At 57.1% G+C, this 14,903-nt stretch carries 15 protein-coding genes and 1 pseudogene; 11 read left to right on the top strand and 5 right to left on the bottom strand.

Going from position 1 to position 14,903, the window contains the following annotated elements:
• Genes trpD through trpA form a run of 4 tightly spaced genes read left to right on the top strand, consistent with a single transcriptional unit; the run spans nt 1 to nt 4,568 of the window.
• On the top strand, nt 1-1,035 hold the full coding sequence (trpD, locus tag QP904_RS10690) for an anthranilate phosphoribosyltransferase (protein WP_284836044.1): 1,035 nt from the start codon (nt 1-3) through the stop codon (nt 1,033-1,035).
• Nucleotides 1,035-2,441, top strand: a complete 1,407-nt coding sequence (gene trpCF / locus QP904_RS10685) for a bifunctional indole-3-glycerol-phosphate synthase TrpC/phosphoribosylanthranilate isomerase TrpF (protein ID WP_284836043.1) — start codon at nt 1,035-1,037, stop codon at nt 2,439-2,441. Before trpD ends, trpCF begins: the two co-directional genes overlap by 1 nt.
• A gap of 13 nt (nt 2,442-2,454) precedes the next feature.
• Entirely contained in the window at nt 2,455-3,660 is a 1,206-nt protein-coding gene (gene trpB / locus QP904_RS10680) for a tryptophan synthase subunit beta (protein WP_284836042.1), read from the top strand.
• Entirely contained in the window at nt 3,660-4,568 is a 909-nt protein-coding gene (trpA, locus tag QP904_RS10675) for a tryptophan synthase subunit alpha (RefSeq protein WP_284836041.1), read from the top strand. The genes trpB and trpA overlap by 1 nt, the downstream gene beginning before the upstream one ends.
• A gap of 26 nt (nt 4,569-4,594) precedes the next feature.
• On the opposite strand, the gene QP904_RS10670 is transcribed toward trpA, so the two are convergent.
• Nucleotides 4,595-5,806 (bottom strand): dicarboxylate/amino acid:cation symporter, encoded by a 1,212-nt coding sequence (locus tag QP904_RS10670; RefSeq protein ID WP_284836040.1) that lies wholly within the window; start codon nt 5,804-5,806, stop codon nt 4,595-4,597.
• Nucleotides 5,807-5,998: 192 nt separating this feature from the next.
• On the opposite strand from QP904_RS10670, the gene QP904_RS10665 reads away from it, so the two are divergent.
• The 5 genes from QP904_RS10665 to QP904_RS10645 all read left to right on the top strand — a co-directional run bounded on the left by QP904_RS10665 (nt 5,999) and on the right by QP904_RS10645 (nt 8,872).
• Complete coding sequence (locus QP904_RS10665; RefSeq protein ID WP_023020172.1) at nt 5,999-6,469, top strand: SdpI family protein; 471 nt, start codon at nt 5,999-6,001, stop codon at nt 6,467-6,469.
• A 339-nt stretch (nt 6,470-6,808) separates the two neighbouring features.
• Nucleotides 6,809-7,030, top strand: coding sequence for a hypothetical protein (locus QP904_RS10660; protein ID WP_084278937.1), 222 nt, complete (start codon nt 6,809-6,811; stop codon nt 7,028-7,030).
• Between the two features lie 85 nt (nt 7,031-7,115).
• Complete coding sequence (locus QP904_RS10655; protein ID WP_259825466.1) at nt 7,116-7,481, top strand: Rieske (2Fe-2S) protein; 366 nt, start codon at nt 7,116-7,118, stop codon at nt 7,479-7,481.
• 101 nt (nt 7,482-7,582) lie between these two features.
• Nucleotides 7,583-8,548, top strand: coding sequence for a bile acid:sodium symporter family protein (locus QP904_RS10650; RefSeq protein ID WP_259825468.1), 966 nt, complete (start codon nt 7,583-7,585; stop codon nt 8,546-8,548).
• 15 nt (nt 8,549-8,563) lie between these two features.
• Complete coding sequence (locus QP904_RS10645) at nt 8,564-8,872, top strand: hypothetical protein (protein WP_284836039.1); 309 nt, start codon at nt 8,564-8,566, stop codon at nt 8,870-8,872.
• Between the two features lie 16 nt (nt 8,873-8,888).
• Here QP904_RS10645 and QP904_RS10640 read toward each other — a convergent pair whose 3' ends face one another.
• From QP904_RS10640 to QP904_RS10625, 4 genes are read right to left on the bottom strand one after another with little or no spacing between them, the layout of a single operon-like run.
• Nucleotides 8,889-9,221 (bottom strand): branched-chain amino acid transport AzlD family protein, encoded by a 333-nt coding sequence (locus QP904_RS10640; RefSeq protein WP_200288494.1) that lies wholly within the window; start codon nt 9,219-9,221, stop codon nt 8,889-8,891.
• A complete protein-coding gene (locus tag QP904_RS10635) occupies nt 9,221-9,937 on the bottom strand; it encodes an AzlC family ABC transporter permease (protein WP_284836038.1) in 717 nt (238 codons plus the stop codon). The genes QP904_RS10640 and QP904_RS10635 overlap by 1 nt, the downstream gene beginning before the upstream one ends.
• Nucleotides 9,938-9,976: 39 nt before the next feature.
• Complete coding sequence (locus QP904_RS10630) at nt 9,977-10,573, bottom strand: YqgE/AlgH family protein (protein ID WP_284836037.1); 597 nt, start codon at nt 10,571-10,573, stop codon at nt 9,977-9,979.
• Nucleotides 10,573-12,009 carry a CCA tRNA nucleotidyltransferase gene (locus tag QP904_RS10625; RefSeq protein ID WP_200288492.1) on the bottom strand — a complete coding sequence of 479 codons (1,437 nt, stop codon included), beginning with the start codon at nt 12,007-12,009 and terminating at the stop codon, nt 10,573-10,575. The genes QP904_RS10630 and QP904_RS10625 overlap by 1 nt, the downstream gene beginning before the upstream one ends.
• Nucleotides 12,010-12,097: 88 nt before the next feature.
• On the opposite strand from QP904_RS10625, the pseudogene QP904_RS10620 reads away from it, so the two are divergent.
• A pseudogene (locus QP904_RS10620) lies at nt 12,098-12,691 on the top strand (NUDIX hydrolase); the annotation flags it as partial.
• On the top strand, nt 12,691-14,886 hold the full coding sequence (locus QP904_RS10615) for a DUF6049 family protein (protein ID WP_284836035.1): 2,196 nt from the start codon (nt 12,691-12,693) through the stop codon (nt 14,884-14,886). The pseudogene QP904_RS10620 and the gene QP904_RS10615, both read left to right, overlap by 1 nt.
• Nucleotides 14,887-14,903: the final 17 nt, after the last annotated feature.

Raw genomic sequence — 14,903 nt, 5'->3', positions numbered from 1 at the left:
ATGAGCCGAACACCACTGCGGACCTTTCAGGCCTATCTAAGCAATCCACAACCCACCATCGAAGAAGCCACGGAGGTATTTACCCCCTTGGCCGTGGGTGCCTACGACGATATCCATATCGCGGCATTGCTCGCTCATATCCGGGCTCGGGGCGAGACTTTCGCGGACGTTGCCGGCGCCGCCAAGGCTTTCTTAAAGGTGGGCTATCCCTTCCCCATCACCGGAAAAGGCCTTATGGATTCGGCCGGCACTGGGGGCGATGGCGCAAATACCATCAATATCACGACGGGGGCCTCGCTCGTCGCCGCTGCCGGGGGAGTGAAGATGATCAAGCACGGCAACCGCTCGGTCTCTTCCAAGTCCGGATCTGCGGATGTACTCGAGGCTCTTCATATCCCGCTCGACTTAGACGCCGCCCGAGCGGTCCGCCAATTTGAGGCCTCGAACTTTACGCTTCTTTTCGCCCCCGCCTACAACCCAGCCATCGCCCACGTCCAACCGGTGCGCAAGGCACTGGGCATCTCAACCATATTTAATACCCTCGGCCCGCTCTTGTCCCCAGGACACCCATCACTCCAAATCATGGGCATTGCAAACCCAGATCAAGGCCAACTCATTGCAGAGGTCTTTCGAGAACTTGGCCGCGAGCGCGCCTTAGTCGTCCATGGAGCCGGCACGGATGAGATTGCCACTCATGGCACCACGCAGGCTTGGGAGCTCAGAAACGGCGACATTATCACCTACCAGCTCACCCCTGAAGAGCTCGGTATCGAGCGCCACGAGCTCGCGGAGCTTGCCGGTGGGGATGGCGCTGCAAATGCCTTAGCCCTCCGCGCGGTATTTGCCGGCCGAGGTAAGCCCGCACACGTGGACGCCATCGCTGCCACCGCCGGAGCCATGTTTTACCTCAACGGGACCACGAGGAGTATCGCAGCAGGAGTCTCTCACGCTAAGGATCTTATTAATAGCGGCGCTGTCGAAAAGTGGCTCCATATCCACGAAAGCGCTAACTATGCGGTAGGGGAGAAGAACTAATGACGGCGAAGGAATTGCCAACCGTGCTACAAGAGATCGTCGCCCAGCGCCGCACTCATCTGCCGGCCATTCGCGACAGGTTGTCCCACGTGGACCTCGCTAGCGTACCACCTTCGGAGCGTTCGCTTGTCGAAGCCCTCGATGGCACCAGTCGCTTCATCATGGAATGTAAGTCTGCATCGCCGTCCCTGGGGTTGATTCGCGCGGACTACCGTCCGGGCGATATCGCTCGTATCTACTCACGCTATGCCTCCGCCATTTCGGTGCTGTGCGAGCCTGCGCGCTTTGGCGGCGACTACGACCATCTGCAAATCGTCGCCCAATCTACCTATCTGCCGGTGCTGTGCAAAGACTTCATTGTTGATCCCATTCAGGTTTACGCCGCGCGACACTACGGAGCCGATGCCATCTTGCTCATGATGTCCATCGTGGATGATGACACCTACGTTAAACTCAAGGCGTTGGCTGATGAACTGGGGTTAGACGTCCTGACTGAAGCCATCACCGAGGAAGAGGTGGAACGAGCGCTGCAATTAGGTGGCGACATCATCGGTATCAATAACCGCAACCTCCACGATCTCAGCATCGACCTAGAACGAACCGAGCGCCTCGCTAGCCATATCCCTGAAGGAAAAACGATCGTCTCGGAATCCGGAATCCGCGACAGTGCCACCGTCCGCCGGCTGGGCTCTCACGTGCACGCATTCCTTGTAGGCTCACAACTCAGCCACCAAGAGGATATCGATCGCGCCGCTCGCGATCTTGTCTACGGTGGCAATAAAGTATGCGGGCTTAACTCTGCCTCCGCTGCGCAAGCGGCGCGTGCTGCAGGGGCCCGCTACGGAGGACTTATCTTCGTACGGGAATCGCCGCGCAGTGTTTCACGTGAAACCGCGCGTGACATCATCTCCGCAGAGCCGGGTCTGGACTACGTGGCCGTGACACGTTCTTCGGATATCGAAGAGCTACAGAGACTTTCTGAGCTCCCAGGACTCAAGGCACTTCAGCTCCACACCCCATTCCAAGGAAGTGGGGAAGCGGAAAGAGAATTCCTACGCCAGGTACGCAGCGTCGCGGGCGGATTATCCGTCTGGCGTGCCGTCGATATGCTCAGCCCCGATTTCGCAGGACTGGCAACTGACCTTGTCCCAGAAGTAGAAGCGCTAGTCCTAGACTCCGGAAGCGGCGGGTCAGGAAGCTCATTCGAGTGGAGCACTATCCCCCCTGAAGTTAAGGATAAATCCTTCCTCGCCGGTGGCCTCCGGTTAGACAACCTCGAAGAGGCTCTGTCGATCGGCACGATGGGGCTCGATCTCAATTCGGGTCTAGAGTACGCACCCGGCCGCAAGGATTCCTCGCTTGTGTCCCAAGCCTTCCACATCATCCGACGCTATACACACCCATAGAAAGGACACGATCATGACCGTTTCACGTGAAACACTCCTTCCAGCATACTTTGGTGAATTCGGTGGACAGTTCGTCCCAGAATCCCTTATCCCCGCCCTCGACCAACTTGAGAAGGCTTTTGTAGAAGCACAGAATGACCCGTCCTTTCGCGAAGAGCTCAGCGGCCTTCTGCGTGACTACCTTGGCCGGCCCACGCCACTGACAGAGGCAAAAAATTTAGGCGGTAAAGCGAGGATCTTCCTCAAACGTGAGGACCTCGTACACGGTGGCGCGCACAAGACCAACCAAGTCCTCGGACAGGCCCTCCTCGCCAAACGTATGGGAAAGACTCGCATCATTGCAGAGACGGGAGCGGGCCAGCACGGCACCGCCACCGCACTGGCTTGCGCACTCTTAGGGCTCGAGTGTGTGGTCTATATGGGGGCAAAAGACGTCGCGCGGCAGCAGCCCAATGTATTCCGTATGGAGCTAATGAACGCGAAAGTCGTAGCCGTTGATACCGGGTCCGGAACGCTTAAGGACGCGGTGAATGAAGCGCTCCGCGATTGGACCGCTACGTTCCATGAATCCCACTATCTCCTCGGCACTGCGGCTGGGCCACACCCTTTCCCGACTATCGTCCGGGAGTTCCATAAAGTCATTTCCGAAGAAGCTAAGCAGCAGATGCTTGAGCGCACTGGCGGCCTGCCGGATGTAGTCGTCGCCTGTGTCGGAGGCGGTTCCAATGCAATCGGTATGTTCGCAGACTTCATTGCGGAGGAAAAAGTGGAACTCGTCGGCACTGAACCGGGCGGTGAAGGACTGGACTCCGGCAAGCACGGTGCCACCATCAACAACGGGACCGTAGGAATACTCCACGGCGCACGCAGCTACCTCATGCGGAACGCAGACGGCCAAGTGGAAGAGTCATACTCCATTTCCGCCGGACTCGACTACCCGGGAGTCGGTCCACAGCATGCTTACCTTCACTCCAGCGGCCGAGCACAATACGTTGGCATTACAGACGCCGAGGCATTGGAAGCGTTTCAACTGCTATCCCAGCGGGAAGGGATCATTCCCGCCCTTGAGTCTTCCCATGCTCTTGCTTATGCCTTGAAACGGAAGGATGAGGACATCACCATTGTAGTCTCTTTGTCTGGTCGCGGCGATAAAGATATCGACCATGTTCGCCGCACACTTGAGGCCCACCCAGAATTTAAACTGCAGGAGAAGCACTAATGAGCAATCGATACGAGAACCTATTCCGATCACTGCGCGAAAGGGGAGAGGGCGCGTTCGTCCCCTTCCTCATGTTGGGCGATCCCACCCCGGAGGACACGCTGGACATTGTACGAACCGTTGTCGCGGCCGGTGCAGATGCACTAGAACTTGGCGTCCCATTTTCTGATCCCGTGGCCGATGGACCGACCATTCAGGCGTCTCACCTTAGGGCGCTAGCGGCTGGCGCCACCGTAGATTCCGCCCTAGAACAGGTGCGGACGATCCGCTCAGAATTCCCTGAGCTTCCCATTGGCATGTTGATCTATGGCAACGTGGCTTTCACGCGCGGCTTCGAGCGCTTCTATTCCGAATTCGCTAAGGCAGGCGCGGATAGCATCTTGCTTCCCGACGTCCCCGTACGCGAAGGCGCTCCATTCATCGCTGCAGCAGAAAAGGCCGGCATAGATCCGATCTTCATCGCCCCGGCTCGTGCCACCGCGAGCACCCTCGAAGGCGTCGCTCACAGCTCGCGGGGTTATATCTATGCCATTTCGCGCGACGGCGTGACAGGTACCGAGAGAGAATCTAAAACCATCGGGCTTGAAGAAGTCGTAGCAAACATCAAAAGATTCGATGGCCCGCCGGTACTGCTCGGCTTCGGCATTTCAGCACCCGAGCATGTGCGCGATGCCGTGGCAGCCGGAGCGGAGGGGGCTATTACTGGCTCGGCCATTACTAAAATCATTGATCGCCACGTTTCACGTGAAACCGCTGCAGAGCGGACCCAAATCGAAGAGACCTCAGGCCGCGCTCGCGTGGACCCCGCGCTGCACAAAGAACTCGCTGAGTTTGTCACCCGCATGAAGGCGGCGACCCGAAAGAAGTCCCACAACGCATTAGACCCCTCGTCAGCTCTCGACAGCTGAACGAGGGGTGTGGTTTTGGTGAGCCTCTACGCGGTTGCTTCTGCAGATTCCTCTTCGGAGGGGTCTTTCTTGTCGCCTGCGAATTTGTCCACGATCATCGCAATAGCACCGTCGCCGGTGACATTGGCGGCAGTGCCGACCGAGTCGATGGCGATGTAGGCGGCGATCATGAGCGCCACCATGCCATCATCAAAGCCCATCATGTCTGCCAGAAGGCCGGCCGCCACCATGACGGCACCGCCCGGAACGCCCGGAGCAGCAATCATCATGATTCCCAACAAGAAGATGAAGCCAAGTCCGGTACCGGTACTAATATCAAGGTTTGCCATATACACGATTGCGAAGGCATAGAGCGTCAGCTTAATCATCGAACCGGACAAGTGGATGGTCGCGCACAGCGGGATAACAAAGCTTGCCACCGGCTTTGAAATGCCATTCTTAAGCGTAGACTCCAAGGACACTGGGATAGTCGCGGCAGAAGAGGAGGTTCCCAAAGCCGTGAAATAAGCCGGCAGCATATTGCGAAGCGCCTTGAAGGGATTCTTCCCGGTAATCGCACCAGCAATGATGTATTGCAAGACTAGGTAGACTAGGGTCATAACAACTGCCAAAATCAAAACCTTGGCAAAGGCCGAAAGTACCGAGCCCAGATTGCCATTCATGCCCAATCCCAAGAACATGCCAAAGATATAGAAGGGCAGAATCGGCACAACAAAGCCCCAGATTACCTTGACTACTACGTTCTCCAATTCCTTGGTGACAGCGTACAAAGTATCGGACTTCACGGTAGTCATAGCTACACCAATGCAGAACGACAACAAGAGGGCAGTCATAACCTCAAAAGGCGGCGCCATCTCCACCTCGAAGTAGGGAGAGAGTGCACCCTCATCAATATCGGAGACATTAGTAATCAGATTCTGACCACTAAGCATGGTGGGGTAGAGCCAGTGGGCAAGCACATAGGCAAGAAGACCGGCGACAATAGTGGAGCCATAGGAAATCCCCGCTGTAACCCCCAGCCACTTACCGGCACCACGCCCGAGACCCGCAATGGACGGAGCGATCAGCGCGAAAATAAGGACCGGGATAAAGAAGTTGAGGAAGTTGCTAAATAGTCCATTGAAGGTGGCGAATACGCGACCAAACCATTCTGGCGCGAATCGGCTGACCACCACGCCAAAGATGATGGCAACGATAATGCGGAACAACAAAGATTCCGAGAGTTTCTTGAGATTCATATACTTACAATCAGATCGGGTGCTCTACCTCTAGGACTAAACGACCGAGGCGAAACAGCGCAGTGCGGAGGCCAAGGTCGATTCAATATCTATCAATCGACCTTAAATGCATACTACCTGAGCGCACACAGCGACAGAGCACTCGGCCTAGGCGCAATTTTTATCTCAGCACTACAAGGCTAAACTGAATACATGATCGCAGTGGGAATCATCTTCTTCATCCTCGCCGTCTTCCTCATCGTTGTAGGTACCATGGCCTCAACCAAGCGCCTACCCGGAAATAACTACATTGGCTTGCGACTGCAAGAAATCCGCAAGTCTCGCGAAGCGTGGGATAACGCCCATCGCATCGCTGGTCCATTCTGGATCCTCAGCGGTGTCTGCCTAATTTTCGGTGGAATTGTCGCGCTTAGCGCTGAGGGCTGGATGTGGCTCCTTCCGGTTCTTACCTTTGTGGCGGCAGTTCTCGCCCTATCTGTAGGTTCCAACCTCGGCTCGCGTGCCGCGTTCCTCTACGAACAGGCACACGCTAGTGAAGAAGGTTGTGGGGATTCCTGCAATTGTGGCTCCGACGGTTGCGGTGGGGAAGAGGCTGCCGCGGCTTCTGCACCGCAGGTCGATGTCGACGCACTCCGTCACGCCGCACGAGAATCTGACAGATAGCAGCGCCTGCTGCACAACCGCCCCCCTCTGGATAAGAATTACGCCTCATCCAGAGGGGGAATTTTTGTAGCTATTTCCTCTCGCTTGAATAGCTTATTGGATGTTTCCCGACAGTCACAGTGACGTTATAGGTCAGGCTCTTTTTACATCTTCTTGTTCCGTCACTTACGATATCCCGTCACTCTTTTAATATATTGGTCCATACAACGCCAGGCTGCGTCAACAATTGGATTACCTACCATTCGCCTTACTGCCAATAACGATGGAGATTGCGTAAAGCTTCCGGGGAACCCAGAAAGTAAAGAGCATCAGAGGCCTCCGCTGGGCAAAATGATACATATGAAGAAAAGCACCGCCCTCGCAGCCATCGCCGCTTCGACCTTTGCCATTGGCGCTTATAACGAGCAAGGCCACAAAGAGGCAACATCCACACCGGTAGCGGAGGGGCAGCAGTCGGCCCATAGCATCGTCGATGATTTAGGCATTGAATCTGGCACCTATGAACTCACTCCTACACCCACTGGCTCCCCTGAAACATGGGAGGGCTATCTGGTTAGTTAACTTCTGTGTTTCACGTGAAACTCTAAATTCGCTTAGCTACACGGCTGAGTCACAAGGCACCATCATCACCAGCTAGACTAAGGGCATGAATAAGTGCTCTCGCCGAATCTTCTTGCTCGGTACCGCTACCACTTTCGCAGGTGCCTACCTAACAGCCTGTGGTTCTTCTCCGTCCGCGGAAATCGCAGCTACGGAAATTCCAGTCGGATCCGCGAAGATTGTAGATGGCGTCATTTTTACTCAGCTGAAAGAAGGTGAGTTCAAGGCCTATTCCCAGACCTGTCCGCACCAGCACAATCCGATCACCGAGATCGATGGCATGACGGCCACCTGCACCGCACATAACACCTCCTATGACCTCAGCGATGGAAGCGTAATATCCGGACCGGGCCGCGACCCCTTGGAAGGATACGAAGTTAAGCAAGACGGCTCTAATGTCACTACAGCCTAGGGTGCATTCCTCCCTCTGTGGTTTCACGTGAAACCACAGAGGGCATATTTTTGGCCCGAGTATTTCCGGGAAGAAGGAGCGGTAGGGTTTAAACTTTTAGAATGCTGCAGAGTTTAAAGAAGCCCGACCCCCTCATAGTGCTCATCATCTTGGCGGTCATCCTTGCGGTCATTGCACCAGCCCGTGGGGATTTTGCCGAGACATTCGGCCAGTTAACAAATGTTGCGATCGCTTTCCTCTTCTTTTTGTACGGCGCTAGGCTCTCCACTCAAGAGGCCCTCAATGGGCTTAAGCATTGGCGCCTACACCTAACGATCCTGGCCTTCACCTTTGTGGTCTACCCGCTAATAGGTATAGCGCTACGACCGCTTACCGCTTTCATTTCGCACGATATGTACCTGGGGATCTTGTTTCTCACGCTGGTGCCGTCCACCGTGCAATCTTCGGTTGCTTTCACTTCCATCGCGAAGGGGAACGTCGCCGGCGCAATCGTGTCAGCATCTACTTCTAACTTGGTCGGAGTATTTATTACCCCTTCGCTGGTTATGCTCCTCATGGGTACCGGGGGAGGAGTCCACATCGACACTTCCGTATTTGGAGAAATCGCGCTCTTGCTGCTGGCTCCCTTTATCCTGGGTCAGCTGACTCGGCGCTGGGTTGGCAAATTCGCCCAAAGCAAGGCCACCAAAGTGGTAGACCGCGGCTCCATTGCCATGGTGGTGTATTCTGCCTTTTCCAAAGGCGTAGTAGACGGAATTTGGTCCTCCATCTCCATATGGGAGTTGGCCTTCCTTGTCGCCTTCGCAGCGATCTTCGTTGCTTTCATGCTGTGGCTCACCAAGAAGGTAAGTGAAAAATTGGGATTCAAGCGCGCCGATACAGTCGCAATCGAGTTCTGTGGATCGAAGAAGTCACTAGCCACGGGCCTACCCATGGCCTCGGTTATCTTTGCTTCTGGGGGAACGTCTCTTGGTCTACTTATCCTGCCGTTGATGATTTACCACCAGGTCCAGTTAATGATGTGTTCGTGGCTGGCATCCCGCTACGCCCAGCGTGCCACCACGTAGCTACACTTAGGTCCTATGGGGAAATTTCTATACGTACGAACTGAACTAACCGTGCCCGGCGTAGGCTCGGCCATCCATATGGCGGAAATGGAGGAGCAAGATGCGCGCAGCTGTCGAATGGTCCGCATGATCGCCCTCGATCCCTCAGATGCCATAGTTGGTGTGGCTACCCCGACCAGTTCCACGGGAAACGTAGATCAGCCGCAGGAGGTTATCCCACACCCGGATACCTACGATGAGTTTCCAGACATTAGCGCCAAATACGTGGACCAATCTCATTTCGACGCCCTATGGTCCGAAGCTACCGCCAAGTTCGGCCTTTAGCGTCGAAACACGATGCCTACAAGACAACGTTAACGAGGAGCATATAAAAAGCGGTTCCTCCGAAGATGGACAGCGCTGATTCACGCTTCCACAGGTGGAGCAGGAAGGTTACCACCACGCCGAGGAGAGCCGCCCAGATGCCCCCAGGGGCACCTGCCTGCCCGTAGACGGTATAAACCACCAAAATGGTCATCACACCTACAGGCATCATCATGCCCAGCAATGAAAAGAACTGGCTATCCTTCATCCATTTCACAAAGGAAAAGGGAAGCTGGCGCAGCACAATGGTAATAAGGCCGACTGGGACCAACACCGTGGCGATGGAAGCAAGCGTAACTCCAGCGGGCATTAGCGTTCCTCCCGGAATCTCGTAGACTCGCCGCGGCTACGCAAGCCAATAGCGGCATCGATGCGGGGAGATGCGTAGCGGATAATAAGCAGAATGAAGTAGGCACTCAGCCCCACCATGAGCAGTTGTCCTGGGGCGAAGACTGCAGCAAGGATTCCCACCACCACAGCACTTAACGGCAATGAAAAGTCCTGGTTACTGCGGAAGGAATCCATTGCAAGCACGACAAAAAGGGCAACCAGAGCGAATTCCATTCCCTGCACGGAAGAGGGAATCACTCGGCCGGCGAGGGCACCGACGATGCCGCCGCCTACCCACAAGACCTGACAAAAGATTTGGATGGTGAGTATTCGGTTCCCACTCGGGCGCTCCTCGGCGGGGAGGGAGGAGACGATGGCATAGGTTTCGTCGGTAAGCGCATATGTGGAATAAGCCCGGCCCACCCGTGAATGAATGCGGTGCCGGGGAAAGGTGAGGCCATAGAAAATATGGCGGAAGTTCACCATGAATCCGGTAAGCAACGAAGCAAAGGCGGAAGCCCCACCAGTAACCATGGAAATGGCCAAGAATTCCATAGAGCCGGCGTAGATGACGAGGGAGAAAATCGGCGTCCACCACCAGCTGAAACCGGATTGGACCATGAGTAGGCCGAGGGGAATAAGGCCGATCGCGGCGACCCAGGTATCTCTTAATCCTTGAGAAATATCCGGGCGCATGCGGGCTAGTCTAGCCCATTACCTGCAGCGCGATAGGAATTAATTGTCTTCCACGTTGACTGGATATGTGGAATAGAGAGGCAACGGCATGGGCTGACGTTTCATAACATCGGCCCAGAGATCGGCCGGACCTGGAGTAATAACGTCTTGGGCAAGGGCAGGGGAGACGAACCATTCGCCGGCCTCGATTTCCTCCTCCAACTGGCCCGGGCCCCATTCGGCATAGCCGGCAAACATACGCATGCCAGAAACTAGGGGCTCGATCTCTTCTGGGTCCGCGCGCAGATCCACATGTGCCAGGCGCGGTGCGAGGCGGGTGAGCCGATCTTGCTTGTCCACATCGACGCCCTGTTTAGTCTGCGCGAGCCCAACAACGGATTGTTGGTTGAGCGGACCGCCGATATACAGCGCCTGCGGTTTAGCCACCACGGGAAGCCATTCCGGCAGCACATTGAAAATAGCTACCTCAGAGCGCTTGGTCAGATCCACGCCGAAGGTCATAATGTCATTGTGCTCAATGACGAGGATGACGGAGCGGGCGAATTCCGGCGAAAGCATGCCCGGAGCAGCGATAAGAAGCTGGCCGGGGGCGGGGTCATTGCGCTCGAGGGCGTTAAATAATCTATCGGCAAACATCACTGTTTAGAATCCCACCACTCGCGCAACTTCGCAATCGCTTCCTCGCGCTCGAGGGGGCCGTGCTCTAGGCGCAGCTCCTTGAGATAAGACCATGCCTGGCCCACCTCAGGGCCGGGCTGAAGACCGAGGATTTCCATAATCTCGTTGCCGTCAAGGTCCGGACGCACGCGAGCCAGGTCCTCCTTGCGGCCGATCTCTTCGATGCGCTCCTCAAGCTGATCATAGGTGCGCTGGAGTCGACGGGCCTTTTTAGCATTGCGGGTGGTGCAATCGGCGCGCACCAGCTTATGCAGACGGGGGAGGAGATTTCCGGCGTCGGTGACATAGCGGCGCACGGCAGAATCGGTCCACTGATTTTCCCCGAACCCGTGGAAGCGCATGTGCAGGTACACCAGCTGGCCGATGGCCTCCGTGGTGGCCTTGGGGTACTTCAACTTGCGCAGGCGCTTGCGGGCAAGCTTGGCGCCCACCACCTCGTGGTGGTGAAAGGAGACCTTGCCATCGGTGTTATCAAAGGTATCCGGTTTGCCAATATCGTGTAGAAGCGCCGCCCAGCGCAGGACAAGGTCTGGGCCATCTTCTTCTTGGTCCATGGCCTGACTTAGCACCTTCAGCGAGTGAGCATAAACGTCCTTGTGCTGCGCGTGTTCATCCGCGGTCATACGCAGTGCGGGGATCTCCGGAAAGATATAGTCCGCAATTCCGGTGGAAACCAGCAGGTCAATGCCGTCCCACGGTGCAGTGCCGCAGATAAGCTTATCCAGCTCCACCTGTACGCGCTCTACGGTGATGCGCTGGATCTCGCCGGCCATATCCCGCATGGCATCTACCACCCGATCGGCCACGCGAAATTCCAGCTGGGACGCAAAACGCGCCGCCCGCAGCATGCGGAGCGGATCATCGTGGAAGGAGATTTCCGGCTTGTCCGGGGTATCGAGCACCCGGTCGGCCACATCCTGGAGGCCGTGGAGGGGATCGTGGAAGGTAAAAGAGGCGTCGGCAAGCAGCTCGATGGCCATCGCATTGACCTTAAAGTCACGCCGCACTAGGTCACCTTCCAAGGTGTCACCATAGACCACCTCAGGGTTGCGGGACTGGCCATCATAAGAATCGGAACGGAAGGTGGTGATCTCAATCTGCTGACCCTTATAGGCCGCGGAGACGGTACCGAAGTCGATGCCGGTATCCCACACGGTCTCAGCCCACTCATCCAAGATCTCTTTAACCACGTCCGGGCGGGCCGGAGTGGTAAAGTCCAGGTCATTTCCCAAGCGGCCCAAAAGCGCATCGCGCACAGAGCCGCCCACAAGGTAGAGCGAATAGCCACGGGCGGCAAATTTCTCCACCAAACCGCCCAGCAGGTCGCTGAGGGAGGAGACGGTGGATTCCGCGCGGGCAAGAACGCCAATTAGCTGAGTGTCCTGAAAATTCACGGGTGAGAGTCTACTACGATTGGCAGGGATGACTAACCAAGAACAGGGCCCCTCTAAGGGAGGCGGCCGCAACCGTAACCGGTCCCGGCGCAGGCGGCGCCGCCGGCCGGATAATCGCGCGCGCCGCAGCACTCAGCAGCGCAGGCCCTACCGCGGTGGCAATGGCCAATCCACGGCCATGGAAACCCGCGATGAAACCTCCGCCGGCGGCCTTGTTGTCTCTGGTTTGGCGGAGTGCGTCGATGCCACTGGCCAGGTAGATCTTTCCCGGCTTTATGTGGCGCTCATCGGCCGCCTCGACCGTCGCGGACGCCTGCTGTGGTCCATGCCCAAAGGCCACGTAGAAAATGGCGAGGCCAAGGAAATCACCGCTGAGCGCGAGGTATGGGAAGAAACCGGCATTTCCGGTGAGGTTTTTGCAGACCTCGGCATGATTGATTATTGGTTCGTCTCTGATGGGGTGCGTATCCATAAGACAGTGCACCATCACTTGCTGCGCTTTGTAGACGGCATCATGAACGATGAGGATCCGGAGGTCACCGAGGTCTCATGGATTCCCGTCTCTGAACTCATCGAGCATTTGGCCTACGCCGACGAGCGCAAATTGGCGCGCATCGCGCATGATCTCCTTCCCGATCTCGCACGAAAGGAAGCCGCTGCGGGGAAAGTGACCCCACGGTAATGCGCCAACGCCTGAAGTCTTGGGCCGCCGTGGGCGGCTGCCTGGCGGTAGCGGGGTGGGGATTGGGCCTGCCGCTGCCAGAGGCCGCCGCGCAGATGGATTCGGCTGCGGGAAAACAGCAGGATATCCAGGCATGGTTGGGCGCGCGCGGACCAGAGCGGGCCACTCTCGATCTCATCGCGGCCGAACCCTTCACCGTGGGCAAGGAACTGAAACTTACCTTCCAGGTACACAATCCCACCGATGAGGCCATGGAAGACCTCCAGTTGACCAGCCGCCGTGGCGATGCCGTGGAGAGTACTGCACAGGCCCGCACGCAGCTGGCCACCGGCGAATTCCCGTATTACGGCCCCAGCACCACCACCGCGCCCCTGCAACCGGGCGAAACCCGAGAGGTTACCTTCCAGGTTCCCACCTCCTTACACGGCGAGCAGACCCTAGCCATCGAAGACGCCGGCGCCTATCCGCTGCTATTTACCCTCACCGGCACTGTCGGCGGCGAAGCGGTCAGCTTTGCGGAAGAACGCCTCATAGGCCAGGTGCAGGGAAAGAAGCAGGCGCTTGGCGATGCCCCCTCGGAGCCCAAACCCCACGATCTCACCGTGGTCTATCCCATCAGCGCCGATATCGACTCGGTACCAGGCGGCGCTGGGGGAGAAGACCTTATTCTCGCCTCCGATGAGCTAGCCACCGAGCTGGCTGAGGGCGGCCGGCTCGATCGCTTGGTGAGCACCTATGCGGACCACGATCTGCGCGGGGCAGGCTGCGTAGCCATCGATCCCGCACTCTTGGACACGGTCAACCGCATGGCGGAGGGCTATAAGGTGGGTTCGTCCCGCCCGGCTCAGGCGGAGCGTCCTAAGCGCCTGCGTGATTCGTGGTTCAATAACAACGACGATGTGCACCTCGAACCCGGCACTGGCAAAGAGGATGCCGCCCGCTGGCTCAAGCGCCTGCGTGAACTCGATTGCTTTATGTCTATGCCGTGGGCAAACGCTAATGCCTCATCCGTGGCCAAGGCGAATAATCCCTTCCTTACCTACGAGGGGCTGCAGCGCGGCAACCACACCATCGAGCGAATCCTCGGCACCAAGCCAGCCACCTCTGTCCTCGCGGTTGGCTCCGGCTATGTGGATCAACAACTGCCCCTGCCCGCACTGGTGGCTGATAATACTTCGTGGCCTGGCCGCGCCGTGACTTTCGACGCCTCCCTGGGCGCCCTTTTAGCCCAAACCGGCTCCAAGCCACAGACGGTGGGCTATTCCAACCCAGAGCTGCGCTACGACTACTCGCTCGATTCCGAACTTTCCCGCGCCATCACCGGCGGCGCCGCGTTGAGTTTAGCCGCTAGCGATGACACTGTGGCGCGTTTGCCCAATTACTTGGATCCCAGCGCCGCCGAATACGCGCTTGACTCCGCCGAAGCGCTCATCGATTCCGGCCAGTCCCATGCGCGTACCGTCGGCAGCCTCAAGCAGGAAACCGCCGATCCGGGGTCACTGCCTGGCAGCCCCTTTAGTGATCCCGCCGCCTTCGCCGAATCCGATATCGTCCGCGTGGAGCAGCAGGCCCGCTATACCGATGAGCTGATGAATATCATGGTCGATGATCCAGATATCGCACTGACTCCCTATGAATTCGTCCTGCCTTTGCGCCGGGATTTACTGGCCGCGCTCTCGCTGACCAACCGCGATAGCTTGGGCAGTAATGCTGAAGCGCGGCGAAGGTTCACCCACACGATGGATGTGCATTCGAATACTTTGCGCGATCTGCGATCTTCTGTGGCGCTTATCCCACCGGGCAATGTTTATACCCGCGTATCCGAGTCATCGCCGCTGCTCATCGTGGCAGAAAATGGGCTTCCGCTACCGGTGGAGGCCAAGCTGCAATACGATGCCCCCGATGGCGCGCGCCTCAACACGCCCAAGAGTGTCCGTATTCCGGCCAAGGGCTCTATTACTGTATCCATGACCGCCGATATGCCTAAGGACGTCGATCGCACAGACATTGGCCTGTGGCTTGCCACCCCAGAAAAGCAAACCATCTCGGAGCCGATCAGTATCGCTGTGCAAACGCGTGCCGGTATCGTAAGCGTGTATGGCGTCGGCATAGCCGGCGCTCTTGCGCTGGTCCTCGCCACTCTCTTCCGGCTAGGCCGCCATCGGCGCAAAAAATCACAAAGGCTTAAAAAGTAAGTTGAAGTTGTATCCTC

Origin of the sequence: Corynebacterium nasorum, assembly GCF_030229765.1 — a bacterium.
Taxonomy (GTDB): domain Bacteria; phylum Actinomycetota; class Actinomycetes; order Mycobacteriales; family Mycobacteriaceae; genus Corynebacterium; species Corynebacterium kefirresidentii.
This window is presented reverse-complemented; position numbering and strand designations above follow the sequence as displayed.